This is a genomic window from Kitasatospora sp. NPDC096077, assembly GCF_040303245.1.
Taxonomy (GTDB): domain Bacteria; phylum Actinomycetota; class Actinomycetes; order Streptomycetales; family Streptomycetaceae; genus Kitasatospora.
Genome location: NZ_JBEOSV010000024.1, coordinates 100,416 through 126,533 on the forward strand (window position 1 = coordinate 100,416; position 26,118 = coordinate 126,533).

Here is a 26,118-nt window from a genome sequence, read left to right on the forward strand (position 1 = left end):
CCCGCCCGCCGCCCATCGGTTCCGCCGCGGTCGCACACAGGTTCACCACCAGCCCGCTGCAACTGCACCGCTCCCCCGGCCCCCGGCGGAAAACCCGCTTTGCTCCCGGCGCCGCCGTGTCATAGGTTTCGTGCCGCCGTCGACGCGGCACCCGCTCCGACCGTTCCTCGGAGCCGCGGTGAGCCGCGGAGGCAGGGGGCCTGACGGCGGGACCGACGGGGGAGGGGACAGCCGTGCCGAGTGCCCGCAGCCAGGGGTCGACCGGGCGGCACCGGACCCTCGCAGGCCTCCGCGGCAGCACCCGCACCACCCCCGCCCCTCACCACCCCGCAACACCCACACAGACGGCCGCCCGGCCCGTCCGGCACAGGGGACCGGACGGACCGGGCGGCGCATTCCTCCCGGACGGCACCCGCCTCCCGAGCGGCGCGCCGTCAGCCGCTCACAGCCCCAGTCGGCTGAGCGCCGTGGTCCAGTCGCCGGCGATCGCGCTGCGGGCGGCATCCAGGGTCACCTTGTGGCCGCACACCGCGTTCTTCAGTCTGGTCTCGACCGAGTCCTTGCTCTGCGCCGGCTCGTTGCCGTAGCGCGGCTCCGGCCACAGGTTGTGCGGGTCGCGCGGCGCGCCGCCGAGCTCCAGCGGGACGAAGTGGTCCTCCTCGTAGTCCGCCGGGTTGGTGTCCGCGTAGCCGTACTGGGCGATCTGCTGGGTCTTCAGCGCATTGGTGTAGCTGGTCGGCGGGCGCACGGTGGCGGTCCAGCCGGAGACGCAGATGGTCTGGCCGATGGTGGCCTGGGTGACCGCCGGGTTGTACGCGCCGGGGGTGCAGGACGGGTCGGGCAGCGGCAGGTAGGCCTGCGAACAACTGGCGCTCGCCGCAACGGTCTTGACCGGCTTGTGGTGGGCCGGGGCGGCGGCCTGCGCGGTGCCGGTGGCGAGCCCGGCGGCGGCGAGGACGGCCGCCGCGGCGACGACGGTGAGACGCTGACAGAGTATCATGGTGGGCGCTCTCCCTGGACCGGCCCGGCCGACCGCCGGGCGACTGTGCCCATGACAGCACCGCCCGCGCGACCGCCGTCAGCCCCGGGATGTGAACGCGTGGTGACCGGGCTTCCACATCTGCGGGAACGCCTTCACACTCCCGGCGCCACGCCTCCGGCCTCGACCCCCGGGCCCCACTCCCCCACCCCGGCGCCGGGGTCCCCCGGATCCGCCTCCCCGGTGAGCACCGCGCCCGCCCGGGTCCGCAGGTGCAGGGCGCTGCGGCCGGTCCGACGGGTCGTCACCAGGCCCGCGCCGCGCAGTGCGCCGAGGTGCTGGGAGACGGCCCCGGGTGTGACGCCCAGCCGGGCGGCGAGTTCGGGGGTGCCGAGCGGTTCGCCGAGCGCGACGAGCAGTTCGGCACGGGTACGGCCGAGCACGGCGGCCAGGCCGGCGGAGGACGGCCGGGAGCGGGACCCGGCCCCGGCCCGCCCCCAGAGCGTCCCGACCCCGTCCGCCGGGTAGCGGATCGAGGCGGCGGCACTCGGGGCGTAGTCGACGATCACGTCCGGCCGACCGAAGACGGAGGGCATCAGCACCAGGCCGTGCCCGCCCGTCCCGACCGTGCGCACCGCGCCGGTGCGGCGGCGGCCGTGCACCAGCACCTCGCCCTCCCGCCAGACCACGTCCTCGTGCAGCCGGGCGAACAGCCCCTCCACCCCGCCGTCCACCAGGGCCGCCGCCCGGCGGCCGAGGTCCGCTTCCAGCACGGCCCGCATCCGCGCCCAGTGCGGGGCCGTCAGCGCGGCGTGGCAGCGCTCCATCGCGTCGGCGATCCGCTCCAACAGTTCGGCCGCGGGCGGCAGTTCACCGGCCCGGGCGCGCAGCGCGGCGGCGCACTCGGCCTCCACGTACGCCGGGTCGGCGGCCCGCAGACCGGCCAGTTCGGCCTCGAAGGCGGGCAGCCGCACGGCCGGCACGGGGAACAGGAAGGAGGGCAGGCAGCCCTTCAACAGTGCCAGCAGCAGCGGGAGTTCGGGCTCGTCGGCGAGCAGCGCCCGGGCCCCGCGCACCCACGGCCGGTGCACCTCGTGCGCGGCGAACCCGAGCGCCGCCCGCAGCCCGAGCACCGTCTCGGACAGCGGCGACACGGCGAACCGCACCCGGGCCACCTCCGCCGCCGACAACCGGATCGCCACCGCCATGCCGCCCCCTCGATCAGTCGGCCCGGAGCACCCTGCTCCCGGCCGCTCCGCCCCGACCGCTCCGCCCCGGCCACCGGGCCACCGGGCCGCCGGACCGCCGGGCCACCGGGCCCGCCGACCATCGAGCCCCCGGCCACCGGGCCCCTGCTCACCGGGCCCCGACCGTTTAGCCGTGGCTGAACGATAGCCGGGCCGCGCCCCGGCCTCCCAAGCTGTCCGCCATGGAGTTCTTCACCTCGTACGACGGCACTGAGCTGGCCTTCCGCACCCTCGGCAGCGGCCCCGCCCTGCTCTGCCTGCCCGGCGGCCCCGGCCGCGCCGGCGAGTACCTCGGCGACCTCGGCGGCCTGAGCGCCGACCGCACCCTGATCATCCCGGACACCCGGGGCACCGGCGCCTCCGCGCTGCCCGCCGACCTCACCAGCTGCCGGGTCGACCGGCTGGTCCCCGACGTCGAGGCGCTGCGCGAGCACCTCGGCCTGGACCGGATCGACCTGCTCGGCCACTCCGCCGGCGGCAGCCTGGCCATGCTCTACGCCGCCGCCCACCCCGACCGCCTGACCAGCCTGACCCTGATCACGCCCTCCTTCGCCGGCGTCGGACTGCCCTCCGACCTCGGGGCCCGGACGGTGATCGCCGCCCGCGCCACCGAGCCCTGGTACGCGGAGGCCGTCGCGGCGTACGAGGGGATGCAGTCCGCGACCGGCTTCGCCGAGGCCGCTCGGTACCGCTTCGCCTTCGAGCCGCTGATGTACGGCCGCTGGGACGACGCCGCCCGCGCCCACGCCGCCGCCGACCCGGCGCAGCGCTCCCTCCCGGTCGGCGAGCACTACTACGCGGGCTACCGACCGGACACCGAGGCCCTCCGCCGGCAACTCGGCGCGCTCGCCTGCCCGGTGCTCCTGCTGGCCGGCCAGCTCGACCTCTGGCCCACCGCCGCCTCGGCCACCGCGGCGGCCGCCCTGTTCCCGGACGTCATCCTCACCGTCCAGCCCGGCGCGGGCCACTACCCGTGGCTGGACGACCCGGCGGCCCTGAGCGGCATGGTCGCCGGCTTCCTCGCCTCGACCGCGCCCCCGCCGGCCCGGCGCACCCCCTGACCGCTCCCGCCCTGAGCCCCGTCCCCGTCCCCGTCGCCCTGAGCCCCCGCCCCCCGTCCGCCCTACGCCCCCTCCGCCAACAGCCGCGCCAGCAGCGCCGCCGGCCCCTCCGGCAGGCTGCCGTGCACCAGCTCGGTGCGGTGCACCAGCCGGGGTGCGGCGATCGCCGCGTGGGCGATGCCCGTCGCCGCCACCGCCACCGGTTCGGGCAGCAGGGTGAGCCCGTGGCCGGTGGCGACCAGGGCGAGCAGGCCGTGCAGGTCGGTGCCCCGGTAGCGGGTGGCGGGCCGGAAGCCGTCGGTGCCGGTGGCGGCGCGCAGGCGGGCGGCGGTGGGGGTGAGGTCGGGGGCGTCCAGCCAGCGGGCGGCGGACAGGTCGGCGAGGGCGAGGCCGGGGCGGCCGGCCAGCGGGTGCCCGACCGGCAGGGCGACCGCGACCGGCTGCTCGTCGACCGCGAGGGTGGCCAGCGGACCGACCTCGGGCAGTGGCAGCGGGTCGCTGGGCGCGGCCAGGCCGTCGATCAGGGCGAGGTCGACCTCGCCGGTGGCGACCTGGGCGGGCAGCACGTCCTGGGCGAGCACCCGGACCACCGGTTCCACCTGCGGGTACGCCCGGCGCACCTCGCCGAGCGCGCGCCCCAGGGACGCCCCGACCGCCAGCGGGGTGGCGCCGAGCACCAGCCGGGCGCTCGGGGCGCCGGCCAGGCGCGCGACATCGGCGCGCGCCGCCTCCAGCCGGACCAGCAGCGGGGCGGCGTGCTCCAGCAGCCGCCGCCCGGCGACGGTCGGGCCGACCGGGCGGCGGACCAGCAGGGCGGTGCCGAGGTCCGCCTCCAGGGCGGCGATCTGCTGGGAGACCGCGGACTGGGTGTAGCCGAGTTCCCGGGCCGCCTCGGAGAACGAGGCGAGCCGGCTGACGGTGACGAAGGTGCGCAGCTGCTGCGGATCCACGGCGGTCATCAACCGATCTGATCGAGACGTAAGAAATCATCGTTGGCGCTGATCTCGGGTGCGGGGCCAGGATAGCCGCATGACCTACCTGACCCCCCGGATCGCCCTGGTCGGCGACCGCTCCCCCGCCGTCCGCTCGCACGCCCGCATCCCCGGCCTGCTCGACGCCCTCGCCGAGCGCGACCAGCTGGTGCTGGACGCCTACTGGATCCCCACCGAGGACGCCGAGGCGCCCGGCGCCCTCGACGGCTTCGACGCGGTCTGGCTGCTGCCCGGCAGCCCGTACCGCAGCGAGGCGGGCGCCCTGGCCGCGATCCGGACCGCCCGCGAGGAGCGCATCCCCTTCCTCGGCACCTGCGCCGGGTTCCAGCACGCGGTGCTGGAGTTCGCCCGCGACGTCTGCGGCCTGGCCGACACCGTCCACGGCGAGCAGGACCCGGAGCGCGAGCAGCAGGTGATCGTGCCGCTCGCCTGCTCCCTGGTCGGCCACGAGGGCGCCGTCGTGACCACCCCGGACACCCTGGCCGAACGCGCCCTCGGCGCGTCCCGCTCGCTGGAGCGCTACCACTGCAACTACGGCCTCAACGCCGACTACCTGGACCGGCTGCGCGCCCACGGCCTGCGCTTCAGCGGCGCGGACGAGTCCGGCCAGGTCCGGATCCTGGAGCTGCCGGGGCACCCGTTCTTCCTGGCCTCGCTGTTCCAGCCCGAGCTGTCCGGCGACGGCACCCGGGCCCACCCGATGATCCGCGCCCTGGCCGCGGCCGCCGTCGCCCACGCCACCCGGGCCACCCAGGACGCCCGTACCGCCCAGGCCGCGGCCGCCCAGGCCGAGCCGACGCCCGCCTGAGCGGCACCCCCGCGAGCAGGCGTCACATCGGCAACGACCGCAGCCGCACCGGCCCCTCCGGCCACCCGGCGCCCTCCGCCAGCGCCCGCCACATGGTGCGCAGCGGCATGACGGCGAGCCGCCCCTCCGGCTGCTCGACCGTCACCACCTCGGCCACCTCGCGGAAGCCGAGCCCCCGGTAGAACGCGGCCAGCGGCGGACGGCAGAACAGCAGCGCGTAACGGAAGCCGAGCGCGCGCCCGTGCTCCAGGGCGGTCTCCACCACGGCGTGCGCCAGGCCCTCGCCGCGCCGCTCGGCGGCGACGCAGACCCCGCCGACGCCGATCGCCTCCAGGTCGGTGCCGCCGACCGTGAGCGGGATCGGGAGCAGCCCGGTGTGGGCGACGAGCCGGCCGTCGGCGGCCCGGATGGCGAAGTGCACGTCCTTGGAACGGAAGCTCAGCCCGGTGTAGGCGACGCCGTACGGGTCCTCGCCGGCGCCGAGGATCTCCTCCTGTTCGGCACGGGAGTACGTCTCCAGGCGCTCGACGGGCAGTGGCTCAACAGAAAAACGATCATTCATCACTCCATGCTCCATGCCCAGCCGAACGGCCTCCAAGTCCCCTCCCGGCCACCGGATCGGTCACATGATCAGCCCGTTCCTCGGACGTGTGGAAACATTCCCCTCATGCGCCAGCCCACCGACCAGCCGGCCGACGACCTCACCGCACCGCTGCCCGGCCCCCTGCTGCGCCTGCCCCGCCCGGTCCGGGTCCTGGCGCCGACCGCCGTGGTCCTGCTGCTGCTCGTCCCGCTGGCCGCGCACGACCCGGACTTCGGCCCCACCGCCTCGTCCAGGACGAACGCCGCCCTGATGGCGTTCGGCGCCTGCGCGCTCGCCTTCCGCAGCCGCTTCCCGGCGGCGACCGCCGCGGCCACCCTGCTGAGCGGCCAACTCCCGCTCGCCTTCGCGCTGTACGGGCTGGCCATCCGGCGCGGCGCCGGCCCGCTGCTGTACGTCCTGGCGGTACTGGCCGAGCTCCGGCTGTTCGTCCCCTTCGACCTCGGCGACATCAGCAACCCCTCGGCGCTGGCCAACCTGGTCGAGGACCCCCTGGTGTTCGGCGCCGTCCCGCTCGCCCTGGGGCTGACCGCCCACCAACGCGGCCGCACGGTCCGGGTACTCGCCGAACGCGCCCGACTGCTGGCCGAGCGCAACCGGCTGCTGGTGGAGGCCCGGCTGCACGCCGAGGAGCGGGCCGCGGCCGCCGAACGCGCCCGGCTCGCCCGGGAGATGCACGACGTGGTGTCCAACCGGGTCTCGCTGATCACCCTGCACGCGGGCGCCGGGCAGGTCGCCCAGGCCGGGGACCCGGCCGCCGTCGGGGAGACCCTCGGCCTGATCCGCGCCCTGGGCCTCCAGGCGCTCACCGAACTGCGCGGCCTCCTCGGGGTGTTGACCCCGGCCTCCGACCAGGCGCCCTCGCTGCGCGGCCTGCCGACCCTGGTCGAGGAGTCCCGGCAGGCCGGACTGGCGGTGGGCCTGACCGTCACCGGCCCGGACGACGGGCTGCCCGCGCCCGGCCCGAAGGTGCAGTACGCGGCCTACCGGATCGTCCAGGAGGCGCTGACCAACGCGCACAAGCACGCCCCGGCCGCCGAGGTCGCCGTCACCGTCGCGGTCGAACCGGACGGGCTGCGCCTGGCCGTGGTCAACTCCCCCACCGAGACCGCCGGAACGCACGGAACCACCGGAACGCACGGCACGGCCGAAGCAACCGGACCGGGCGGAACCACCGCCCCGGAGCCGGAACTGCCCTCCGGGGGACACGGCCTGGTCGGCATGCGCACCCGCGCCGACGACCTCGGCGGCACCCTGCACGCCGGGCCGACGCCCGAAGGCGGCTTCGCCGTCCGGGCCCGACTGCCGCTCACCCCCGCCTGAGCGAACAGCCCTAGGAACCGGCCGCCGCCCGCTTCACCAGCTCCGCCCACACCTCGTCGACCCGCGCCGCCAGCGCCTCCAGCGCCCCGCCGTTGTCGATCACCAGGTCGGCGATCGCCAGCCGGTCCGCCCGCGCGGCCTGCGCGGCCATCCGGGCCCGGGCCTCCTCCTCGGCCATCCCGCGCAGCCGCACCAGCCGGTCCACCCGCACCGCGTCGTCCGCGTCGACCACCACGACCAGGTCGAACAGCGGGGCCAGCCCGTTCTCGGCGAGCAGCGGCACGTCGTGCACCACGACGGCGTCGGGGGCGGCGGCCGCCTCCAGTTCGGCGGAGCGGGCCCGCACCAGCGGGTGGACGATCGCGTTCAGCGCCCGGAGCTTCTCCGGGTCGGCGAACACGATCGCCCCGAGGGCCGGACGGTCCAGCGCGCCGTCCTCCCGCAGCACCTGCGGGCCGAACTCGGCGACCACGGCCGCCAGGCCGTCCGTCCCGGGGGCGACCACCTCGCGGGCGATCAGGTCGGAGTCCACGATCACCGCGCCGCGCGCGGCGAACAGCCGGGACACCTCGCTCTTGCCCGCGCCGATCCCGCCCGTCAGTCCGATCTTCAGCATGGCGTCAGGCTACCGGCGCCGACTCGGCGGCGTCAGCCCCGACCCCTCGGCCCCGACCTCTCAAGGCCCGTCCGCCCCGACCCCTCGGGCCCGGCCGCCCCGGCCGCTCAGCCCAGGTCCAGTTCCTCGCCCTCGCCCAGCACCACCAGCTCGGAGCCGACGCCCGGCCCGTCCGGCCCGAGCAGCCGGGTGGCCACCATCTGCCCGATCGGGCTGAGCGTCGCCTCGTGCACCGGCACCGCCTGGCGCGCGCCCGCCTCCCGGACGTAGTCGATCACCTCACCGGCCTTGCTCCACGGCCCGGCGAGCGGCAGCAGCAGGGTGTCCACGGTGTGCGGCGGCACGGTGAAGGAGTCGCCGGGGTGGAACAGCCGGCCGTCGAACAGGAAGCCGATGTTCTTCACCAGCGGCACGTCCGGGTGGATCACCGCGTGCCACTCGCCGTGCACCGAGACGTCGATCCCGCCGACCTCGAAGGCGTCGCCCTCGCCGACCACGGTGACCCGCTGCCCGAGGCCCTCCAGCTGGGCGGCGACCGCGTCGTTGGTCCAGACCCGCACCGCCGGGTCGGCCTCCAGCGCGGCGCGCAGCCGGGACTCCTCGAAGTGGTCCATGTGCTCGTGGGTGATCAGGACGGCGTCCGCCCCGGCCAGTGCGGCGGGGTCGGTGAAGGCCCCGGGGTCGACGACGACGGTGGTCCCGTGGTGCTGGATGCGTACGCAGGCGTGTCCGAACTTGGTGATTCGCATGCCCGAAACCATACAGCACAACTGTACAGTTTTGCTGCACACCTTCCGGATACACTGCTCCCATGACCAGCAACGCCCCGCACCCGGACACCCTGGACCTCGCCGCCGACCTGCGCACCGCCCTCGGCAGCCTGGTCCGGACCCTGCGCGACAGCGACGACCTGCCGCCCAACCAGGCCGCCGTGCTCGGCCTGCTGGTCCGCGACGAACGCTCCTACACCGTCGCCGAGCTCGCCGACCGCCGCCGGGTGCGCCACCAGTCGATGGCCCGCACCGTCGCGCTGATGATCGAGGCCGGCCTGGTCGCCCAGCAGCCGCACCCCACCGACGGCCGCAAGCAGCTGATCGCCGCCACCGGGGCCGGCCGCACCGCCCTGCTCGACCAGCGGGCCCGCCGCGAGCACCACATCGCGACCGCCATCGAGTCCCGGCTGTCCGCCACCGAGCGGGACCAACTCCGCACCGCCGTGGCCCTGTTGGGCCGCCTGGCCTGAGCCCCGTCCGGGGCGGCGGCCAAGCGGTCAGGCCTTTCGCACCGGACCGGTCAGGCCTTCCACCGCACCGGTCAGGCCTTCACGAGGTCCGGCTCCGCCGCCTCCGGCCGCGGCACCGGAATCCCCGGCCGCCCGAGCTCCGGCAGGTCGACGTGCTCGCTCAGCCCGAACCGCCGGTGCAGCCTCCGCAGCGGAGCCGGCGCCCACCAGTTGAACTCGCCGAACAGGCTCATCGCCGCGGGCACCAGCAGGCACCGCACGAGCGTGGCGTCCACCGCGACCGCGACGGCCAGCGCGATGCCCATCTGCTTGACCATGAGCATGTCCCCGAGCGCGAAGCCGGCGAAGACGATCACCATCAGCAGCGCCGCCGAGGTGATGATCCGACCGCTGCGCTGGACACCCAGCTCCACCGCCCGGACGCAGCCGTGCCCGCGCGCGGTCAGCTCCTTGATCCGGGCGAGCAGGAACACCTCGTAGTCCATCGACAGCCCGAAGGCGAACGCGAAGACCAGCACCGGGATGAAGGTCTCCAGCCCGCCGGTCGGGCTGAACCCGAGCAGCCCGCTGAACCACCCGTCCTGGAACACCAGGGTCAGCGCCCCCAGCGAGGCCCCGAGCGAGAGCAGGTTCATCAGCAGCGCCTTGACCGGCATCACCACCGAGCCGGTCATCAGGAACAGCAGCACCAGCGTCCCGGCCGCCACCAGGCCGAGCGCCCACGGCCCGCGCGACAGCAGCTCGTCCTGGAAGTCCACCACCGAGGCCGCGCCGCCGGTGACGTACGTCGTCAGCCCGCCCCGGTCGGCCCGCAGCTCGTCCACCACCCGCTTGGCCTCGGCGCCCTGCGGATCCCCGGGGACCAGCACGTCCACCGTCGACACCGCGTCGCCGATCGGCGTGACCGCCCGCACCCCGCTCACCCCGGGCAGCTTGGCGACCACGTCGTCCGCGTACGCCTGCGCCACCGGCGCCCCGCCCTCGACCACCACCGTGATCGGCGCGGCCGCGACCTGCGGGAAGCGGTGGTCGATCGCCTCGGCGACCTGCCGCCCGGCGGAGGAGGCGGGCAGCACGGCGGCGCCGGAGCTGCGCATCTCGGCGTGCAGGAACGGCGCCCCGGCCGCCATCAGCAGTCCCACGCAGGCGAGGGTGACCAGCACCGCCCGCTTGCGGACCCGGCGGACGGTCCGGCTGAAGAAGCCCTCGTCGGGCACGGGCGCGCTGGGCGCCTTGATCCGGCCGCCCGCGAAGCCGAGCAGCGCGGGGATCAGGGTGAGCGCGGCGGCGACCGCGATCACCACCACGCTCACCCCGGCCGCGGCGACCGCGCCCAGCACCGGGCTGGTGAAGACGAACAGGCCGGACAGCGCCACGGCCACGGTCAGTCCGGAGAAGGCGACGGTGCGCCCGGCGGTCGCGGCGGTGCGCTCGACGGCGGCGGCGATGCCCGCGCCGTGGCCCCGTTCCTCGCGGAAACGATTCACCATCAGCAGCGCGTAGTCGATCGACAGCCCCAGCCCCAGCACGGTGGCGATCGGCAGCACGCTGGTGTCGATGTCCATGATCCGGCTGAAACCGAACATCGCCAGCAGGGCCCCGCCCACCGAGGCGACCGCCCCGATCACCGGCAGCGAGGCCGCGGCGAGGCCGCCGAAGACCAGCACCATGACGACCAGGGTGAGCGGCAGCGTCACCATCTCGCCGAAGCGGGTGTCCTGTTCGGTCTGCTTCTTGACCTCCTGCTGGAGCACGAGGTCCCCGCCGACGGTCACGTGCGCCCCGCCCGCGCCGTTCAGCGCGGCGAGCCGATGGGTGACCGCGTCGGTCTGGGCGGAGGTCGCGGTGTCGGCCATCCGCACGCTGACCAGGCTCGCCGTCCCGTCGGGGGCCCGCAGCGCGGCCGGGCCGGGCCCGGCGCCGTACGCGTCCTGGGTGCCGGCCACCCCGGGCAGCGCGGTGATCTCGGCGGTGGCCCGCTGGACGGCGGCCCGGACGGCCGGATCGTCCACCGGCCTGCCGTCCACCACCGCGGTCACCGTGCCCTTGACCGGATCCGCCGCGGCGACCACGGCACCGCCCCGGTCCGCCTCGGCGGTCGCGGAGGAGGCCCCGGCCACCGAGCCCTCGAAGACCCGGCCGCCGATCAGCACCCCGGCCACCAGGACCACGGCCCAGAAACCGAGCACCCAGCGGCGGTGGCGGAAGCAGAACCGGCCGATCGCGGCCAGCCGGCCGCCGACCACAGCGGTGGGGCCGACGGAGGTGGGGTTGCGCATGAGGAGCCTTTCGGGCAGCTCCCCTCAATCTAGGTGCAAGCCGAACTCCGGCCTATAGCAGGGCAATGAGCCTCATCTCACATTTCCCTACACATAAACCACACATAAGTCAAACCGGAAAACGAAGGCCGTCGGGGCGGGTGCCCGGACAAGGTGTCCGGACAACACGGAGCAGGCGCCCGGACAACACGAAACGGGCCCCACCCGGAAGATCCGGATGGGGCCCGTTCCCTAGCTGTCAGCTAGCGGGGGGCGAGAGCTTCAGCTCTGGCCACCGGCCAGCTTCTCGCGCAGGGCGGCCAGGGCCTCGTCGGAGGCCAGGGCGCCCGAGCCCTCGTCGCTGCTGGACGAGTAGGAGCCACCGGCGGCAGCGGCGACGGCGTCGCCACCCTCGGCAGCGGCCTCGGCGTCGGCCTCGCGGCTCTTGATGACCTGGGCCTGGTGCTGCTCGAAGCGGGACTGCGCCTCGGCGTACTGGCGCTCCCACTCCTCACGCTGCTTCTCGAAGCCGGCCAGCCAGTCGTTCGCCTCGGGGTCGAAGCCCTCCGGGTAGATGTAGTTGCCCTGGTCGTCGTACGAGGCGGCCATGCCGTACAGGGTCGGGTCGAACTCGACCTCGGCCGGGTTGGCACCCAGGGCCTCGTTGGCCTGCTTCAGCGACAGGCTGATGCGGCGACGCTCGAGGTCGATGTCGATGACCTTGACGAAGATCTCGTCGCCGACCTGGACGACCTGCTCCGGGATCTCGACGTGGCGCTCGGCCAGCTCGGAGATGTGGACCAGACCCTCGATGCCCTCGTCCACGCGGACGAACGCACCGAACGGAACCAGCTTGGTGACCTTACCCGGAACGACCTGGCCGATCTGGTGGGTACGGGCGAACTGCTGCCACGGGTCCTCCTGGGTCGCCTTCAGCGACAGGGAGACGCGCTCGCGGTCCATGTCAACGTCGAGAACCTCGACGGTGACCTCCTGGCCGACCTCGACAACCTCGGACGGGTGGTCGATGTGCTTCCAGGACAGCTCGGAGACGTGCACCAGGCCGTCGACGCCACCCAGGTCCACGAAGGCACCGAAGTTGACGATCGAGGAGACGACGCCGGAGCGCACCTGGCCCTTCTGCAGGGTGGTGAGGAAGGTCTGGCGGACCTCGCTCTGGGTCTGCTCCAGCCAGGCACGGCGGGACAGGACCACGTTGTTGCGGTTCTTGTCCAGCTCGATGATCTTGGCCTCGAGCTCCTTGCCCACGTAGGGCTGGAGGTCGCGGACGCGACGCATCTCGACGAGCGAGGCCGGGAGGAAGCCACGGAGGCCGATGTCGAGGATGAGACCACCCTTGACGACCTCGATGACGGTACCGGTGACGATGCCGTCCTCTTCCTTGATCTTCTCGATCGTGCCCCAGGCACGCTCGTACTGAGCGCGCTTCTTGGACAGGATGAGACGACCCTCCTTGTCCTCCTTCTGGAGAACCAGGGCCTCGATGTTGTCGCCCACGGCGACGACCTCGTGCGGGTCGACGTCGTGCTTGATCGAGAGCTCGCGGGACGGGATGACGCCCTCGGTCTTGTAACCGATGTCGAGGAGGACCTCGTCACGGTCGACCTTCACGATGACGCCCTCGACGATGTCGCCATCGTTGAAGTACTTGATGGTCTCGTCGATCGCGGCGAGGAAGGCCTCCGCGTCGCCGATGTCGTTGACCGCGACCTGCGGGGTGGTGCTGAGGGAGGAGTCGGTGGGGCTCGTCATTAGGAAAAGGGCTCCGGTACGGACATGAAAGTCGTAGGTAATGCCACGCGGAGGGCCCGTATCGCTCCCACCGAAAGCCGGACAGCCAAGAACACGGCGCACCGATGATCCCGTGAACAACGGGGAAACCGGCGTCCGTCTTGCGACCGTGGGGTCTTCGACAGATGCGAGCGCGACCTGCTCCGTCCGAGGCGCGCAGGCCCGCAGCGCAACTTGTAGCATACGGGGACGGCCAGGCACGGTCAACGCCAGAAGAGGCAAGACGGTGGAGCCCGGTACGGATCAGGCCATATCCTCCGATTGCGCACCTCGCGGTGCCGATTCGAAGGGGCCCCAGTCCCCGGATGCCACCGCCAGGATCCGTCCCCGAGAGGGCCGGTTCGCGGCAGCGGCGCTTCCGCACTCCATACCCTACGCGATGGGCATTGTCACCGTGGCCACCACCCCCCAGTCGAACCTCCACGATCTTGTCACCTCCGACCCGGAGGCCCTGGAAGTCGGGGAACTGGAAGCCGAGGCGGAGGACGACGGCGACGACGCGCTCCGGCGCGAGGCCGGCGTCGGGGAGAGCAGCCGGGCCAGCCGGCACTGGTGGGACCGCAACGCCGACGAGTACCAGGACGAACACGGGGAGTTCCTCGGCGACGACCGCTTCACCTGGTGCCCCGAGGGCCTGGACGAGGCGGACGCCCGCCTGCTCGGGCCGGTCGACGGCCGGGACGTCCTGGAGATCGGCGCCGGCGCCGCCCAGTGCTCCCGCTGGCTGGCCGCCCAGGGCGCCCGCCCCGTCGCCCTGGACATCTCCTACCGCCAGCTCCAGCACTCCCGCCGGATCGACCTCGGCCGGGGCGTGGCACCCGTCGCCGTCGTCCAGGCCGACGCCGCGGTACTGCCCTTCGCCGACGGCTCCTTCGACCTCGCCTGCTCCGCGTACGGGGCCGTGCCGTTCAGCGCCGACACCGAGCGGCTGATGCGCGAGGTGCACCGGGTGCTGCGGCCCGGCGGGCGCTGGGTGTTCTCGGTCACCCACCCGATCCGCTGGGCCTTCCCCGACGAGCCCGGCGTCGAGGGGCTCACCGCGATGTCCTCCTACTTCGACCGCACCCCGTACGTCGAGCAGGACGAGAACGGCGACGCCACCTACGTGGAGCACCACCGCACCCTCGGCGACCGGGTCCGCGAACTCGTCGCCGCCGGCTTCCGCCTGGTCGACCTGGTCGAGCCCGAGTGGCCGGCCGGGCTGGAGCAGGAGTGGGGCGGCTGGTCCCCGCTGCGCGGGCGACTGATCCCCGGCACGGCGATCTTCGTCACCGAGCGGGGCTGAGCCCCGTGCACCCCGCCTGGCGCGAACTGCCCGTCCGCACCGCCCTGCCCGCGCTGCACCAGGCGCTGGACGGGGACGGTGCCGCCGTCCTGGCCGCGCCGCCCGGGACGGGCAAGACGACGCTGGTGCCGCTCGCGCTGGCGGGGTTGCTGTCCGACGGCCGTCCGGTCCGGCGGGTCCTGGTCGCCGAACCGCGCCGGCTCGCCGTCCGGGCCGCCGCCCGGCGGATGGCCTGGCTGCTCGGCGAGACCGTCGGCGGGCGGGTCGGCTACACCGTGCGCGGGGACCGCCGGGTCGGGGACTCGACCGTCGTCGAGGTGGTCACCACCGGGGTGCTGCTCCAACGGCTGCAGCGCGACCAGGAGTTGCCGGGCGTCGACGTCGTCGTCCTGGACGAGTGCCACGAACGGCACCTGGACGCCGACACCGCACTCGCCTTCCTGCTGGACGTCCGGGCGGCCCTGCGGCCCGAACTGCGGCTGGTCTGCGCCTCGGCCACCTCCGACACCGAGGCCTGGGCCGAACTCCTCGGCGGGGCACCGGTGGTGGAGGCGCACGGGGTGTCCCACCCGGTGGACGTGGTCTGGGCACCGCCGCCTCGTGCCGTCCGGCCCGCGCACGGGACGCGGGTCGACCCGGCGCTGCTCGACCACGTCGCGACGGTGGTGCGGCGGGCGTTGGGCGAACAGTCCGGCGATGTCCTCTGCTTCCTCCCGGGCGTCGGCGAAATCGCCCGCGTCGCCGGCCAGTTGGGCGGCCTGCCGGTGGACGTCCTGCAACTCCACGGCCGCGCCCCGCAGTCCGTACAGGACGCGGCCCTGACGCCGTCCGCCACGCGGCGGGTGGTCCTGGCCACCGCCGTCGCCGAGTCCTCGCTCACCGTGCCCGGCGTCCGGGTCGTGGTCGACGCCGGACTGGCCCGCGAACCCCGCACCGACCACGCCCGCGGGCTCGCCGGGCTGGTCACCGTACGGGCCTCGCTGGCCGCCGCCCGGCAGCGTGCGGGCCGTGCCGGGCGCGAAGCCCCGGGAACGGTGTACCGCTGCTGGCACGAGGCGGAGGACGCCCGGGCGGCGCGCTTCCCAACGCCGGAGATCGCCCTCGCCGACCTGACGTCGTTCGCCCTCCAGGCTTCGTGCTGGGGCGACCCGGACGCCACCGGGCTCGCCCTGCCCGACGCCCCGCCCGCCGGAGCGATGGCGGCGGCCCGGCAGACCCTGGTGGCCCTGGGCGCGGTCTCGCCGGACGGCCGGGCCACCGATCGCGGTGTCCGCCTCGCCCGTACGGGGTTGCATCCCCGATTGGGGCGCGCCCTGGTCGACGGCGCGGCGGCCGTCGGCGCGCGGCGGGCCGCCGAAGTGGTCGCCCTGCTCTCCGAGGAGCCGCCGCGCGCCCTGGGGGACGACCTCAACGCGGTCTGGCGGACGGTCCGTTCGACCAGCGACCCGTACGCCGCCCGCTGGCGCGACGAAGTCCGCCGCCTCCAGCGTGCCACCTCCGACGAACCGGCCACTCAGCTCCCCGACACCGTCGCCGTCGGCCTCGTCGTCGCCCTCGCCTTCCCGGAACGCATCGCCCGCGCCCGGGTCGAGCGACCGGCGCCCGGCGAGCGCAGCCCGTACCTGATGGCCTCGGGGACGGCCGCCGAACTCGCCCCCGACACCCGGCTCGGCGCCGTGCCCTGGCTCGCCGTCGCGGTCGCCGACCGGCAGGCGGGATCGCACTCGGCGCGGATCCTGCACGCGGCGGCACTGGACGAGTCCACCGCCCTGCTCGCCGGGGCCGCCCTGGCCACGTCGCGCGAGGAAGTCCACTGGGACACCCGCCGGGGCGAGGTCGTCTCCCGCCAGGTCGAGGCCCTCGGCGCCATCGAACTGGCGGAGAAGCCCCTCAAGCGGCCTGACTCAGCCCTCGTTCGCGCTGCGTTGGTCGAAGGCCTCACCCGCGAGGGCATCAGCACGGTGCTGACCTGGCCCTCCCCCGGCCTCCGCGAGCGCCTGGCCTTCCTCCACACGGCCCTTGGAGACCCCTGGCCCGACGTCAGCGACGAGGCACTCCTCGACCGGGCCGAAGAGTGGCTGGAGCCCGAACTCTCCCGCGCCCGCCGCCGCAGCGACCTCGCCAGGATCGACACCACCTCGGCCCTGCAACGCCTCCTGCCCTGGGCGACCGGCGAGGCCGGCCGCCTCGACGAGCTCGCCCCCGAGCGCATCACCGTCCCGTCCGGCTCGAAGATACGAGTCGACTACTCGACGGAACGCCCGGTGCTGGCGGTCAAGTTGCAGGAACTCTTCGGCTGGCCAGCGGCTCCCGCCCTGGCCGGCGGCCGCGTCCCGCTCACCATCCACCTGCTGTCCCCGGCAGGCCGCCCCGCCGCCGTCACGGGAGACCTGGCGTCCTTCTGGCGTGAGGGATACCGAGCCGTCCGCGCGGATCTACGGGGCCGCTACCCCCGCCACCCCTGGCCCGAGGACCCGACGACCGCCGAGCCCACGAAGCGCACCAACACCCGGAAGTGAGTCCCGGTGACACGGTCACCAGCCGGTGACCTCCTGACCGAGGACTGGCCGGCGCTCCGCCGAGTTACCCGAAAGGCAGACGGGTACTCACTGTTCGCGACACGATGAAAGTCCGTAGGCACGCAGGATTCCGCGAGCGGCATGGCAGGAGACTTGGTCATGAGCCTAGAGTTCTTCGGAATCGACCCCGACACCGAGAAGGAGGGTTCGCCTACCGTGTGGGCGAACCTGACCGATCGTCGGCTCGTCATCCAGAGCGACACCGTCATCGGGGACGAGTTCGCCGAGGTCGACGAGACCGAGTGGGTCGCCGGTCACGTGGTCGGTGTGCCTGACCACGAGTCTGTGATCAGCATTCCCGCGAGCATGATCCCGCTCATCAGGAAGGCGTGCGATGCAATCGAACGTGCCGGACTTCGCGACGCTTCTTCGGGAGGCGAAGACGTCAGCGGTGCACCTGGAGATGCGTGACGCCTACGGCGTCGGAGACGAGTCGTCGGGCTTCGCTCGCTGGCTCCGCACCGGAGAGCGGGACAACGACCCGAACTCGGACTACTGGCGTGACTGGGTGCAGATGATCCGCGCTACGGTCGACCGTGGTGTGGTCATCCGGCGTGCGCGCATCGTCTCGGAACCGGTGACGGACTACATCCGGTATGAACACGGCGGTACGAATGTCAACCTCGCGTCCGGTGAGCTGGTGCGTTGGCTCCCGCGTCGGCTGGCGTCCGACATCGCGCTGCCGGGTAACGACTTCTGGGTGTTCGATGGCAAGCTCGTCCAGTTCAACCACTTCACGGGCGTGGGAAACTGGGCCGAGCCGCCCAAGGAGCTGCGGCATGAGCCCGACGTGGTGAAGTTGTGCTCCACGGCGTTCGAGGCGGTGTGGGAGCGGGCTGTCCCGCACGAGAGTTTCTCCGTCTGACGGCTACCGTCACGATCACCGGATCGCCCGCCGATGTCGCCAGCTTCCGCGTCGTCCAGCGCCCAGGCAGCCCGCAGGGCGCTCGCTGTTCGTCTCCAGAACCTCCGCCGGGATGCCCGACTGAACGGCCGCGAGCTGTCGGAACGTTGTGGGTGGCACCCGGCCAAGACCTCGCGCATCCAGGACGGCAAGGTCGCGCCGTCAGAGGCGGACATCCGAGCATGGTGCGTCGCGTGCGGCGCCGAGGATCAGGTAGCCGACCTGATCGCCGCATCCCGCTCCGTCGAGTCCATGTACGTCGAGTGGAAACGGTTGAAGTCGGCAGGACTCCGGAATCTCCAGGAGTCCTATACCGCTCTGTACGAACAGACGCAGCTGTTCCGGTTCTACACGTCGGACGTGATCCCCGGGGTTCTCCAGACGTCCGCGTACGTGCGAGCGATCATGTCGAGGTCGGCCGGAACAAGCCACTCCGAGGAGGACATGGAACAAGCCATCGCAACGAAGATGGAGCGGGCCGGCATCATCCACCGGGGCATGCACCGGTTCCTGTTCCTCCTTGAGGAGTCGGTTCTGAGGTACCGACTCGGTGATGCCGAGACCATGGCCGGTCAGCTCGGCCACCTGCTCACCGTGATGTCCCTGCCCCGCGTCAGCCTGGGAGTGATCCCGTTCGCCGCCCGCCGGACCCTGTGGCCCGTGGAGTCCTTCCGGGTCTACGACGAATCCCGCGTGCAAGTCGAACTCGTCACGGCGGCAGTCAACGTGACCGCACCGAATGAGGTACGCCAGTACTTGGACACCTTCTCCGAGCTGCACGGCATGGCCCTGTACGGCGCCAAGGCACGGATGCTAATCGGTGACGCGATCGCCGCCCTGGAGTGACGTCGCGCAACTTCTCGCAATCTCGTTGGGTTTGCGGTTCCGGCAGCCCTAACGTCCTGATGGCAGGTCATCACCAGGGTGGCGCCGAGCCCATGACGGTCTCGACGCGCCCATAACCCCCGCCCCGACCGGCGGACCTGGACAGCTCGAACGGTCGGAGCGGGGTCCGCAACACCGAAGGTCCGGGCGCCTTCCGGCGACCGGTCCCCAGTGCGAGGAGGCATCAGTATGCGCTACATCCCGCCCGAGCGGCCGCCGCAGTTGCCGCCCGGCCCCGACTGCACCGCGACCGTCCCCGCCGAGTAGGAGGAGTCAGCCATGCGCATCGAGATCATCGTGTCCAAGCACAAGGGCAACGAGAAGCCCCCGCCGAAGCACGCGGGCAAGCCCGCCCCGGAGCCGACCCCGCCGTCCCAGTAGAGCGACACCCGACACACCGGCAGGCCCCCGCTCGCATGCGAGGGGCCTGCCCTCCGCTTCCGAGGGAGAGCACCGATGGCCGATCGCCTCGTCATCTCGTACGCGTCTCGCCACTTCGCCGACGTCGACTGGTCGGAGAAGGCGGACCGCTGGCGAGCCAGCTTCTACGAGAACGGCGGCAAGGTCTTCGGCACCGCCGACATCACCCGCGTCATCCCCGGCGTCACACCGAACCCTTCCGAAGCCCTGGGCCAGGACCCCGGCCTGCTCGACCGCATTCCGCGCGTGATCTTCACCGAGGACGGCGGACTCGCCCCGGTGGTCGCCGAGTTGCGCCCTTCGCTGCTGCTCCTGCTGGAGTCCGTCGAGGTGTCGGCCGAATGGCGGGGGAAGGGTGTCGGGATGCGCCTGGCTGTCGAGGCGCTGCGCCGGTTCGCCGTACCCGGCACACTCGCCGTCTGCTACCCGGCACCGATCCACGACCACGGGCCGGACGAGCCGTGTTCGTACGAGTCGGACGACCCGGAAGTCCGGCGACCGGACGAGGAGGCGATGGCGAAGCTCCGGAGGGCATGGGAGGGGCACGGCTTCGCTCCGCTCACCGAGGGCGTGTACGCCCTCCGGATGGAGCCGTAGCGCCCGCCAGGGGCGACGGATCCCATCCACCGCACTGCCGTGCGCCGTTGACGCCCGTCACGAGATCGAGAAGCCCATCTGGTTCACCACGGGTGTCATCGGCACGTACATCACCTGCGCGTAGCAGGTGGTCGAGTGTGCCGTCGAACCGGCCGGGCAGCCGACCTCCGACTGCCCGGCGACGATCACGCCACGGGCCTCCATGTCGCCGTTCGCGCCGGAGGGGTTGGCCAGCGCCGGGCCGCCGCTGTCGCCCTTGGCGCCGATCGCCCGACGGTCGCCGCCCTTGGACTCCGCGACGTCCACCGGCTTGATCTTCGTGCCCTCGTCGTTGGTCGTCTCGACGTCGACCTTCTTGACCTCGACGTCGCACTTCCAGCCCGACTGGGCGCCGCTGAGGCAGACGAGGTCGCCGACATTGTTGCGCCCGGCCCCGTAGGTGTGACGGGAGGAGCCGCTGCTGTCCGACCAGGCGCCGTCGTAGAACCGGCCGGCGCCGTTGCCGTTGATGGCGATCATGCCGACGTCCAGCCCGTCGCCGATCGCGTACAGGTCGCCGATGTAGCCGCCGGTGCCGTTGTAGTACCGGCCGTTGCCGCAGTGGGCGGCGGTCAGCAGCACCTTCGTCCGGTCCTTCCAGCCGCTGAACGCGGTGGAGCAGAAGGCGGCCTTACCGGTGTTGACCTCGGCGCCCGCGTAGTACGGCGCGCTGTCGGAGTGCCGGCTGCCGGACAGTGGGGTTGGGACGCCGTCGACGGTGGCCGTCACCGGCATTCCGGCGAGCTCGGCGGCCTTCCGGGCATAGGCCTGGTCGGTCGTGGCACCGCCGGTCAGCCGGGTCGCCTTCGTCGGTTCGTAGGTGATCGCGATGGCGGCACCGTCCTCCTGGGGGCCGATCGAGGTCCACTCCTCTGGGGCCACGGCGGCGGTGAACCGGTCGATGGCGGCTCGCATCTCCGTACGGGAGTAGGGGCTCCGGTGGATGTCGACGGTGTAGCCGGGGCCGGCGTTCGCGTCGAGGAGCGTCCGGACCTCGGCCGGGGCCTCGCCCTTCCAGTAGAGGTCGGCGTGCTGGTCGGAGGCGTCGATCACCGTCCCGGCGTAGCCGTCGGCCGCCGGGGCGCCGGACTCCACCCAGTCCTGCACCGGGTCCGTCATGCGGTGGAGCTTGGCTTGGGCCTGCGGGTCGCGGAGCACCGGCAGGCTGACGGAGCGGACGGGTTCTTCGTCCGGCGCGGCATCGGCGGCGACCAGGGCGGAGGCGGTCACGGCGGACAGGGCCAGGGACAGCACGAGACGGGAACGACGCATGGGCGGTCCTTCGAGGAGGCTGGCGGGCCAGCACCCAGCGTAGGGACCGGGCAGCGTTTCCCCTGACCAAAGGGCGCGTGCGGAAAGCTACGCGCCCCCGGTCGCCGATCAGCTCTCGGGGAAGTCACCGGCCTGGATACCGGAGAGGAAGGAGGACCAGGCGGAGGCCGGGAAGAGGAGGGCCGGGCCATGGGGGTCCTTGGAGTCACGCACGGGGACGAGGCCGGGGAATCCGGGGGCCACCTCGATGCAGTCGCCGCCGTCCGGGCCGCTGTAGCTGCTCTTGCGCCAAGCGGCGGCCACCTCAATGCAGTTGCCGCCGTTGTCGCCGCTGTAGCTGCTCTTGCGCCAGATCAACACGGCCAGCTCCTTGGAGTCCTACGCCGGGAAGTCGCCCTCACGGACGCCCGCCACGAAGGCTTCCCAGGCCGCCGCCGGAAAAACGAGGGCCGGGCCGTGCGGGTCCTTGGAGTCACGCACGGGGACGAGGCCGGGGAATCCGGGGGCCACCTCGATGCAGTTGCCGCCGTTGTTGCCGCTGTAGCTGCTCTTCCGCCAGGCGGCCGCGGCGAGCTCGTTGCTCTTCATCCCTGAACCCCTCCAGTGCCTCGGCCATCAACCGAAGCGAATCACTCTCCGACAGGCATTCGCCACGGAACCGATCGTAGCGACGCTGGTGCCTGGCCACGGTGGCGGAATCACCGCTCAGATGCCCTCGATCAAGGCTCTCCGAGTAGACCAGGCGCTGCCCATCCGGCAGCTCCAGCAACACCATAGCCGTGTTGATAAGTGTCTGCTGACTGGAGAAGGGGGCCACCTGAATGACAACGTTCCGAAGTTGGGCCACCCGCAGGAGATGCTCCATCTGGCATCTCATCACACCTGGTCCGCCCACGACTCGGCGAATGGCGCTCTCATCGAGAACGACCAGCAACAACGGACCGTCGGGCACGAGAAAGCGGCTCTGCCGGCTGAGCCGAGCCCGGGTCAGCTCCTCGATCTCCTCGGCATTGCCAGCTGCATCACCAGTAGCGAAGAGTGCACGTGCGTACTGCTGGCACTGCAACAGGCCATACATCGTGCCGTCCTGGTACGCCCGCACCCCGATGGCGATCGCCTCATGGTCCGCGTACTCCTGGAACCAGTCCGGGTGCTCAATCTCGGCGTCCCAATCCACCCGCCCAAACAGGCGCTTCAGCAGATCGCCAGTCCCGTACAGCCGATCGAGCTCGTCGACCTCCTCGATCGAAGGCTTCCGCTTTCCACTCTCGGTCCGCGAGATCACCGTCCGGTCGCAGTGCAGGAGCTTTCCCACGTCTTCCTGCCTGTAACTCGCGCCTTCACGAGCGTACTTGAGCTCCTCGCCGAACATGATGGCGGAACTCGCGGTCGTCCCCTGCTTGATCTTTCGCTGTGCCATGAGTGCCCCCAGTTGTGCGCCGCACGTCCCGCACGTCGATCTGGCCTCACGGTACCTCTGCAGCCCCGATGATTGACACCAGAACGCAATCATCTGCATGCACAGCGTGATTGCGCACCACCTCCGCGCTCCCCATTCCGCCCCCTCCAAGGTGCCCCCATGCCCGATTCCCGCCGCCCCCGCGCGTTCGCCGCCCGCCTCGACTCGTGCGTCGAATCCACCCCCCTCGCCCGGCACTTGCTCCGCGCGTACCTCGCCGCGCTCCCCAGCGGCGACCACTACCGCGACATCGCCGAACTCCTCCTCGGCGAACTCTTCGCCAATGCCGTCCAGCACTCCGCCGCCCCCGACGACCGTCTGGTCGAGGTCCGCTTCGCCCTCGTCGGCAACCGCCTCCGCCTCGAAGTCCACGACGCCGGGGCCGGGCGGCCCTCCGTCCGCTCCGCCGCCCCGGACGAGGAGCACGGCCGCGGCCTGTTCCTCGTCAACGAGCTCGCCGAGCGCTGGGGTTGCTGCCCCCGCGCGGGCGGCATCGGCAAGTTCGTCTGGGCTCTCATCGCGCCTTCCTTCTCCCCCGCCCTCGTCTGAAAGCGCGCCCCCTACCGGTCACCGTGTCCCCGGAGCCAGGCCTCGCGGGTGACCGCGTACTCCACATCACCGTGCTCAGCGCCCTCGATCGGCTCGTCCCAGTCCTCGAAGAAGGTGCGGACCAAGGACAGACCGGCCTTCTCCATCACCCGCCTCGAAGCCGTGTTGACCGTCATCGTGGTGGCCACGATCCGGTCCACCGCCAGCTCGGTGAACGCGTGGCGCACCAGTGCCCGTGCGCCCTCGGTGGCATAGCCCAGGCCCCAGACGGACGGCAGCAGCCGATACCCCAGCTCCGTCCCACCGTTCAGGCCGACGCTGTACGCGGGCCGGAGCTCGAACCAGCCCAGGAACGCCCCGGTCGACTTCTCCACCGCCGCGAAGCAGCCCTGACCGCTCGGAAGTTCGGCGTACTCGTCGAGGATGCGCGGGAGTTGCCGCTGCTCGACGTCGGCCCGGGGCACCGGGCGGCCGTCGTCGATGTACCGCATCACCTCGGGGTGGCCGTGCAGGGCGGCCAGGGCGTCGACGTCCGCCCCGGTGAAGCGGCGGAGCGTCATCCGCCGGGTTTCCAGGTAGATGTCCATGTCGGCGATTCGAGCAGCCCGTCCGGCGTGCGGCAACGGATTTCCGCTCGCCGCCACCACGCGAGCGCAGGAAGTCGGCCCCGCCGACTTCCTGCGCAACACCTCAGCCGTCCGCCCGCCCTCAGCCGCGCACGTGCAGCCCGAAACCCGTGCGGCCCGAGGGCTCCAGCCCCTCCTTCAGGTGCAGCGAGGGGATCTCGTAGTCGCCGAAGTTCTGCCGCCGGAAGGCGATCGGCTCGGTCGTCTCCAGGGTGAGCAGGCGCTGCTTCCAGGCCTCGGCGGCGGCCGCGTACTCCTCCTCGGTCATCCGGTCGGTGCGGTGCAGCACGAACGGGGGCAGCACCTCGATGCCCGGGTAGTAGAGGACGCCGTGCTGGAACGGGAACAGCAGGTCGTCGATGGGGCCGCTGATCCCGCGGGCGGCGTAGTGCGAGGCCGGGCCGCCGGTGGTCACCGAGACCAGGGCCCGGCGGCCGGCGAGGGTGCCTTCGCCGTAGCGCTCGCCGTACTTGGTGTCGCTGTGCTCGCCGACGCCGTACGCGAAGTGGAAGGTGAACACCCGGTCCACCCAGCCCTTGAGGATCGCGGGCATCGAGTACCACCACAGCGGGAACTGGAAGATGACCGTGTCGGCCCAGAGCAGCTTCTCCTGCTCGGCCCGGACGTCCGGGGTGAGCGTCCCGGTGTCGAAGGCCCGGCCCGAGTCCCGGGCCACGTTCAGCCGACTGGAGGCCGCGGGGCCGAAGTCCTCGGCGTCCACCACCGCCTTCCAGTTCATCGCGTACAGGTCGCTCACCCGCACCTCGTGCCCGGCGCCCTCCAGGGTGGAGACCGCGAGGTCCTTCAACGAGCCGTTCAGCGACTTCGGCTCCGGGTGGGCGTGGACGATCAGCGTCTTCACGGGGAACTCCTTCGGATCGATTGCCTTCGATCCTGGCCGCCGCCACGCCGGACTTTCAGGGGCGCCGCCTCCGTCGGACCGGACTTCCTGGTATCGGCAGGACCACCCTCACCGGGAGCGGCCGCAGCCATACTTGGGGGCATGGACGATCTCGCGGGCTTCCTGCGGACCCGGCGCGCCCGGGTCGACCCGGCCGTCGTCGGCATCCCCACCGACAGCCGCCGCCGGGTCGAGGGACTGCGCCGCGAGGAGGTCGCGCACCTGTCCGGCGTCAGCGTCGACTACTACGTGCGCCTGGAACAGGGCCGCGCGACCCAGCCGTCCGAGCAGGTCCTCGACGCGCTCGCCCGGGTCCTCGACCTCGACGAGACCGAACGCGGGCACCTCCACCGCCTCGCCCGGCAGCGCCGCCGCACCAGGACCCCGGGTGGCCGGCTCCGGCCGGAGCTGCTGCGCGTCCTCGATCTGGTCGCCGACGCACCCGCGCTGATCATGAACCACCGGATGGACGTGCTCGCGGGCAACCGCCTCGCCGGGCTCCTCCTCGGCCGCCCGCCGGCGGACCTGAACACCGCCCGGCACATCTTCCTGGAGGAGGCCGAGCGCGGCCTCTACGCGGACTGGGAGAACTGCACCCTCGACGTGGTCGGGCACCTGCGGCTGGCCGCCGGCCGCTACCCCGACGACCCCCGACTGGCCTCGCTCATCGGCGAGTTGGCGATGGGCAGCGAACGCTTCCGCCGGCTCTGGGCCCGCGCGGACGTGCGCGCCCGCACCCACGGACGCAAGGCGTACCGGCACCCCCTGGTCGGACTGCTGGAACTGCACCAGGAGAACTTCGCGCTGCCGGGCGAACCCGGCGTCGAGCTCCTGGTGATGTCCGCCCCTCCCGGCAGCCCCGCCGAGGACGGACTGCGCCTGCTGGCCCGCCTGGGCACGGACACCGGCGCCGGGGATCCCGTGTTCCCCCTCCCCAGGGCGCCGGCGATCCCGCCGCCCGCATGAGGTCGACAAGTCGCCCTCCACAGCGGGGCTTTGAGACCTCTGTCGGTGGCCGCCGCTAAGCTGGTCGGATGTTCACAGTGCACCGCGCCGGCCAGCAGGACGGGGACGCCCTGGGCGAGATCCACGCCGCGGCCTGGGCGGCGGCCTACGCACCCTTCTTCGATCCGGAGTTCGCCGCAGGTGCCGTCCGGAGCAGACGGACCCGATGGCACGCGAGGACCGCACAGGGGGCCTGGACGATCCTGCTGGCCGAGCACGACGGCCGCCCGCTGGCGCTGTCCGCCTTCGGCCCGTCCCCGACCCGGCCGGGCTCCGCCGAGCTCACCACCTTCTACAGCCACCCCGACAGCTGGGGCAGCGGCATCGCCCCGGCGCTGATGACCGAGACCTTGCGGCACATGCGCGACGACGGGTACGCCCGGGTGCACCTCTGGACGCTGCGCGACACCCCGCAGTCCCGCCGCTTCTACACCAAGTGCGGCTTCACCGAGTCCGGCGCCACCCGCCCCCACGACTTCGGCGACGGGAACCCCCTCGACCAGGTCGAGTACGAGCGCAGCTGTTGACCCCCGCGCCCAGGCCGCCGGACAGGCCCTAACCCCAATGCCAGTGACTTTGGAGTGCTTGTCTCGTTGGTTGTGGTGTGGCGAGGGTGGGGCAGGTCAAGTCGCCTACGGGTGAGCGGTTGTCGGACCG

Annotated in this window: 26 protein-coding genes and 1 pseudogene; 13 read left to right on the plus strand and 14 right to left on the minus strand. The window is 72.8% G+C overall.

Features of this window, described 5'->3' with window-relative positions; translation table 11 throughout:
- Positions 1-442: 442 nt before the first annotated feature.
- Both ABTZ03_RS21905 and ABTZ03_RS21910 read right to left on the minus strand, forming a co-directional pair.
- Positions 443-1,000 (minus strand): hypothetical protein, encoded by a 558-nt coding sequence (locus ABTZ03_RS21905; protein ID WP_350514716.1) that lies wholly within the window; start codon positions 998-1,000, stop codon positions 443-445.
- A 134-nt stretch (positions 1,001-1,134) separates the two neighbouring features.
- A complete protein-coding gene (locus ABTZ03_RS21910; protein ID WP_350514717.1) occupies positions 1,135-2,187 on the minus strand; it encodes a DUF5937 family protein in 1,053 nt (350 codons plus the stop codon).
- A 221-nt stretch (positions 2,188-2,408) separates the two neighbouring features.
- Here ABTZ03_RS21910 and ABTZ03_RS21915 point away from each other — a divergent pair, with 221 nt between their 5' ends.
- Entirely contained in the window at positions 2,409-3,287 is an 879-nt protein-coding gene (locus tag ABTZ03_RS21915; protein WP_350514718.1) for an alpha/beta fold hydrolase, read from the plus strand.
- A 62-nt stretch (positions 3,288-3,349) separates the two neighbouring features.
- Here the strand turns inward: ABTZ03_RS21915 and ABTZ03_RS21920 are convergent, their stop codons facing one another.
- A complete protein-coding gene (locus tag ABTZ03_RS21920; protein WP_502894544.1) occupies positions 3,350-4,246 on the minus strand; it encodes a LysR family transcriptional regulator in 897 nt (298 codons plus the stop codon).
- A 70-nt stretch (positions 4,247-4,316) separates the two neighbouring features.
- Here ABTZ03_RS21920 and ABTZ03_RS21925 point away from each other — a divergent pair, with 70 nt between their 5' ends.
- The gene (locus ABTZ03_RS21925) at positions 4,317-5,087 is read left to right on the plus strand and encodes a CTP synthase C-terminal region-related (seleno)protein (RefSeq protein WP_350514719.1); all 771 of its coding nucleotides are present in this window, start codon (positions 4,317-4,319) and stop codon (positions 5,085-5,087) included.
- Positions 5,088-5,109: 22 nt separating this feature from the next.
- Here ABTZ03_RS21925 and ABTZ03_RS21930 read toward each other — a convergent pair whose 3' ends face one another.
- Positions 5,110-5,649 (minus strand): GNAT family N-acetyltransferase, encoded by a 540-nt coding sequence (locus tag ABTZ03_RS21930; protein ID WP_350514720.1) that lies wholly within the window; start codon positions 5,647-5,649, stop codon positions 5,110-5,112.
- A gap of 105 nt (positions 5,650-5,754) precedes the next feature.
- On the opposite strand from ABTZ03_RS21930, the gene ABTZ03_RS21935 reads away from it, so the two are divergent.
- Positions 5,755-7,011: a sensor histidine kinase gene (locus tag ABTZ03_RS21935; protein WP_350514721.1), complete on the plus strand. Its 1,257-nt coding sequence runs from the start codon at positions 5,755-5,757 to the stop codon at positions 7,009-7,011.
- Between the two features lie 10 nt (positions 7,012-7,021).
- On the opposite strand, the gene coaE is transcribed toward ABTZ03_RS21935, so the two are convergent.
- Together coaE and ABTZ03_RS21945 are read right to left on the minus strand one after the other, a co-directional pair.
- Positions 7,022-7,627, minus strand: coding sequence for a dephospho-CoA kinase (gene coaE / locus ABTZ03_RS21940; RefSeq protein WP_350514722.1), 606 nt, complete (start codon positions 7,625-7,627; stop codon positions 7,022-7,024).
- A 107-nt stretch (positions 7,628-7,734) separates the two neighbouring features.
- On the minus strand, positions 7,735-8,376 hold the full coding sequence (locus ABTZ03_RS21945; protein ID WP_350514723.1) for an MBL fold metallo-hydrolase: 642 nt from the start codon (positions 8,374-8,376) through the stop codon (positions 7,735-7,737).
- Between the two features lie 62 nt (positions 8,377-8,438).
- On the opposite strand from ABTZ03_RS21945, the gene ABTZ03_RS21950 reads away from it, so the two are divergent.
- Positions 8,439-8,870, plus strand: coding sequence for a MarR family winged helix-turn-helix transcriptional regulator (locus ABTZ03_RS21950; protein WP_350514724.1), 432 nt, complete (start codon positions 8,439-8,441; stop codon positions 8,868-8,870).
- A gap of 71 nt (positions 8,871-8,941) precedes the next feature.
- Here ABTZ03_RS21950 and ABTZ03_RS21955 read toward each other — a convergent pair whose 3' ends face one another.
- Together ABTZ03_RS21955 and rpsA are read right to left on the minus strand one after the other, a co-directional pair.
- Positions 8,942-11,149 carry an MMPL family transporter gene (locus ABTZ03_RS21955; protein WP_350514725.1) on the minus strand — a complete coding sequence of 736 codons (2,208 nt, stop codon included), beginning with the start codon at positions 11,147-11,149 and terminating at the stop codon, positions 8,942-8,944.
- A 261-nt stretch (positions 11,150-11,410) separates the two neighbouring features.
- A complete protein-coding gene (rpsA, locus tag ABTZ03_RS21960) occupies positions 11,411-12,901 on the minus strand; it encodes a 30S ribosomal protein S1 (RefSeq protein ID WP_063347134.1) in 1,491 nt (496 codons plus the stop codon).
- A 418-nt stretch (positions 12,902-13,319) separates the two neighbouring features.
- On the opposite strand from rpsA, the gene ABTZ03_RS21965 reads away from it, so the two are divergent.
- The 6 genes from ABTZ03_RS21965 to ABTZ03_RS21990 all read left to right on the plus strand — a co-directional run bounded on the left by ABTZ03_RS21965 (position 13,320) and on the right by ABTZ03_RS21990 (position 19,610).
- On the plus strand, positions 13,320-14,225 hold the full coding sequence (locus ABTZ03_RS21965) for a class I SAM-dependent methyltransferase (RefSeq protein WP_350514726.1): 906 nt from the start codon (positions 13,320-13,322) through the stop codon (positions 14,223-14,225).
- 5 nt (positions 14,226-14,230) lie between these two features.
- Complete coding sequence (gene hrpB / locus ABTZ03_RS21970; RefSeq protein ID WP_350514727.1) at positions 14,231-16,744, plus strand: ATP-dependent helicase HrpB; 2,514 nt, start codon at positions 14,231-14,233, stop codon at positions 16,742-16,744.
- A gap of 159 nt (positions 16,745-16,903) precedes the next feature.
- Positions 16,904-17,215, plus strand: coding sequence for a hypothetical protein (locus tag ABTZ03_RS21975; RefSeq protein WP_350514728.1), 312 nt, complete (start codon positions 16,904-16,906; stop codon positions 17,213-17,215).
- Positions 17,139-17,669: a DUF6879 family protein gene (locus tag ABTZ03_RS21980; RefSeq protein WP_350514729.1), complete on the plus strand. Its 531-nt coding sequence runs from the start codon at positions 17,139-17,141 to the stop codon at positions 17,667-17,669. The genes ABTZ03_RS21975 and ABTZ03_RS21980 overlap by 77 nt, the downstream gene beginning before the upstream one ends.
- Before the next feature lie 33 nt (positions 17,670-17,702).
- Positions 17,703-18,554 (plus strand): helix-turn-helix domain-containing protein, encoded by an 852-nt coding sequence (locus ABTZ03_RS21985; protein ID WP_350514730.1) that lies wholly within the window; start codon positions 17,703-17,705, stop codon positions 18,552-18,554.
- Between the two features lie 495 nt (positions 18,555-19,049).
- Positions 19,050-19,610 carry a hypothetical protein gene (locus ABTZ03_RS21990; protein ID WP_350514731.1) on the plus strand — a complete coding sequence of 187 codons (561 nt, stop codon included), beginning with the start codon at positions 19,050-19,052 and terminating at the stop codon, positions 19,608-19,610.
- A gap of 57 nt (positions 19,611-19,667) precedes the next feature.
- Here ABTZ03_RS21990 and ABTZ03_RS21995 read toward each other — a convergent pair whose 3' ends face one another.
- From ABTZ03_RS21995 to ABTZ03_RS22010, 4 genes and pseudogenes are all read right to left on the minus strand, one after another.
- Positions 19,668-20,921: a chymotrypsin family serine protease gene (locus tag ABTZ03_RS21995; RefSeq protein ID WP_350514732.1), complete on the minus strand. Its 1,254-nt coding sequence runs from the start codon at positions 20,919-20,921 to the stop codon at positions 19,668-19,670.
- A gap of 108 nt (positions 20,922-21,029) precedes the next feature.
- Positions 21,030-21,278 (minus strand): DUF397 domain-containing protein, encoded by a 249-nt coding sequence (locus ABTZ03_RS22000; RefSeq protein WP_350514748.1) that lies wholly within the window; start codon positions 21,276-21,278, stop codon positions 21,030-21,032.
- Between the two features lie 21 nt (positions 21,279-21,299).
- Positions 21,300-21,509 carry a DUF397 domain-containing protein gene (locus ABTZ03_RS44270; protein ID WP_502894545.1) on the minus strand — a complete coding sequence of 70 codons (210 nt, stop codon included), beginning with the start codon at positions 21,507-21,509 and terminating at the stop codon, positions 21,300-21,302.
- 82 nt (positions 21,510-21,591) lie between these two features.
- A pseudogene (locus ABTZ03_RS22010) lies at positions 21,592-22,440 on the minus strand (helix-turn-helix domain-containing protein); the annotation flags it as partial.
- Positions 22,441-22,500: 60 nt separating this feature from the next.
- On the opposite strand from ABTZ03_RS22010, the gene ABTZ03_RS22015 reads away from it, so the two are divergent.
- The gene (locus tag ABTZ03_RS22015; RefSeq protein ID WP_350514735.1) at positions 22,501-22,929 is read left to right on the plus strand and encodes an ATP-binding protein; all 429 of its coding nucleotides are present in this window, start codon (positions 22,501-22,503) and stop codon (positions 22,927-22,929) included.
- An 11-nt stretch (positions 22,930-22,940) separates the two neighbouring features.
- Here ABTZ03_RS22015 and ABTZ03_RS22020 read toward each other — a convergent pair whose 3' ends face one another.
- Positions 22,941-23,516 carry a GNAT family N-acetyltransferase gene (locus ABTZ03_RS22020; protein WP_350514736.1) on the minus strand — a complete coding sequence of 192 codons (576 nt, stop codon included), beginning with the start codon at positions 23,514-23,516 and terminating at the stop codon, positions 22,941-22,943.
- A gap of 121 nt (positions 23,517-23,637) precedes the next feature.
- Positions 23,638-24,417, minus strand: coding sequence for an NAD(P)H-dependent oxidoreductase (locus ABTZ03_RS22025; protein ID WP_350514737.1), 780 nt, complete (start codon positions 24,415-24,417; stop codon positions 23,638-23,640).
- Positions 24,418-24,558: 141 nt separating this feature from the next.
- Here ABTZ03_RS22025 and ABTZ03_RS22030 point away from each other — a divergent pair, with 141 nt between their 5' ends.
- The gene (locus ABTZ03_RS22030; RefSeq protein WP_350514738.1) at positions 24,559-25,422 is read left to right on the plus strand and encodes a helix-turn-helix transcriptional regulator; all 864 of its coding nucleotides are present in this window, start codon (positions 24,559-24,561) and stop codon (positions 25,420-25,422) included.
- A gap of 68 nt (positions 25,423-25,490) precedes the next feature.
- Positions 25,491-25,988, plus strand: a complete 498-nt coding sequence (locus ABTZ03_RS22035) for a GNAT family N-acetyltransferase (protein ID WP_350514739.1) — start codon at positions 25,491-25,493, stop codon at positions 25,986-25,988.
- Positions 25,989-26,118 lie beyond the last annotated feature (130 nt).

Excerpts from the sequence above, each read along its gene's own strand:
- ABTZ03_RS21965 (WP_350514726.1), top strand. The coding sequence starts at position 13,320 with ATGGGCATTGTCACCGTGGCCACCACCCCCCAGTCGAACCTCCACGAT.
- coaE (WP_350514722.1), bottom strand. The coding sequence starts at position 7,627 with ATGCTGAAGATCGGACTGACGGGCGGGATCGGCGCGGGCAAGAGCGAG.
- ABTZ03_RS21995 (WP_350514732.1), bottom strand. The coding sequence starts at position 20,921 with ATGCGTCGTTCCCGTCTCGTGCTGTCCCTGGCCCTGTCCGCCGTGACC.
- rpsA (WP_063347134.1), bottom strand. The coding sequence starts at position 12,901 with ATGACGAGCCCCACCGACTCCTCCCTCAGCACCACCCCGCAGGTCGCG.
- ABTZ03_RS22015 (WP_350514735.1), top strand. The coding sequence starts at position 22,501 with ATGCCCGATTCCCGCCGCCCCCGCGCGTTCGCCGCCCGCCTCGACTCG.
- ABTZ03_RS21915 (WP_350514718.1), top strand. The coding sequence starts at position 2,409 with ATGGAGTTCTTCACCTCGTACGACGGCACTGAGCTGGCCTTCCGCACC.
- ABTZ03_RS21930 (WP_350514720.1), bottom strand. The coding sequence starts at position 5,649 with ATGAATGATCGTTTTTCTGTTGAGCCACTGCCCGTCGAGCGCCTGGAG.
- ABTZ03_RS22035 (WP_350514739.1), top strand. The coding sequence starts at position 25,491 with ATGTTCACAGTGCACCGCGCCGGCCAGCAGGACGGGGACGCCCTGGGC.
- ABTZ03_RS22020 (WP_350514736.1), bottom strand. The coding sequence starts at position 23,516 with ATGGACATCTACCTGGAAACCCGGCGGATGACGCTCCGCCGCTTCACC.
- ABTZ03_RS44270 (WP_502894545.1), bottom strand. The coding sequence starts at position 21,509 with ATGAAGAGCAACGAGCTCGCCGCGGCCGCCTGGCGGAAGAGCAGCTAC.
- ABTZ03_RS21945 (WP_350514723.1), bottom strand. The coding sequence starts at position 8,376 with ATGCGAATCACCAAGTTCGGACACGCCTGCGTACGCATCCAGCACCAC.
- ABTZ03_RS21925 (WP_350514719.1), top strand. The coding sequence starts at position 4,317 with ATGACCTACCTGACCCCCCGGATCGCCCTGGTCGGCGACCGCTCCCCC.
- ABTZ03_RS21975 (WP_350514728.1), top strand. The coding sequence starts at position 16,904 with ATGAGCCTAGAGTTCTTCGGAATCGACCCCGACACCGAGAAGGAGGGT.
- ABTZ03_RS21990 (WP_350514731.1), top strand. The coding sequence starts at position 19,050 with ATGGCCGATCGCCTCGTCATCTCGTACGCGTCTCGCCACTTCGCCGAC.
- ABTZ03_RS21985 (WP_350514730.1), top strand. The coding sequence starts at position 17,703 with ATGTCGCCAGCTTCCGCGTCGTCCAGCGCCCAGGCAGCCCGCAGGGCG.
- ABTZ03_RS22030 (WP_350514738.1), top strand. The coding sequence starts at position 24,559 with ATGGACGATCTCGCGGGCTTCCTGCGGACCCGGCGCGCCCGGGTCGAC.
- ABTZ03_RS21920 (WP_502894544.1), bottom strand. The coding sequence starts at position 4,246 with ATGACCGCCGTGGATCCGCAGCAGCTGCGCACCTTCGTCACCGTCAGC.
- ABTZ03_RS21910 (WP_350514717.1), bottom strand. The coding sequence starts at position 2,187 with ATGGCGGTGGCGATCCGGTTGTCGGCGGCGGAGGTGGCCCGGGTGCGG.
- ABTZ03_RS21955 (WP_350514725.1), bottom strand. The coding sequence starts at position 11,149 with ATGCGCAACCCCACCTCCGTCGGCCCCACCGCTGTGGTCGGCGGCCGG.
- ABTZ03_RS21935 (WP_350514721.1), top strand. The coding sequence starts at position 5,755 with ATGCGCCAGCCCACCGACCAGCCGGCCGACGACCTCACCGCACCGCTG.
- ABTZ03_RS21905 (WP_350514716.1), bottom strand. The coding sequence starts at position 1,000 with ATGATACTCTGTCAGCGTCTCACCGTCGTCGCCGCGGCGGCCGTCCTC.
- ABTZ03_RS21950 (WP_350514724.1), top strand. The coding sequence starts at position 8,439 with ATGACCAGCAACGCCCCGCACCCGGACACCCTGGACCTCGCCGCCGAC.
- ABTZ03_RS21980 (WP_350514729.1), top strand. The coding sequence starts at position 17,139 with ATGCAATCGAACGTGCCGGACTTCGCGACGCTTCTTCGGGAGGCGAAG.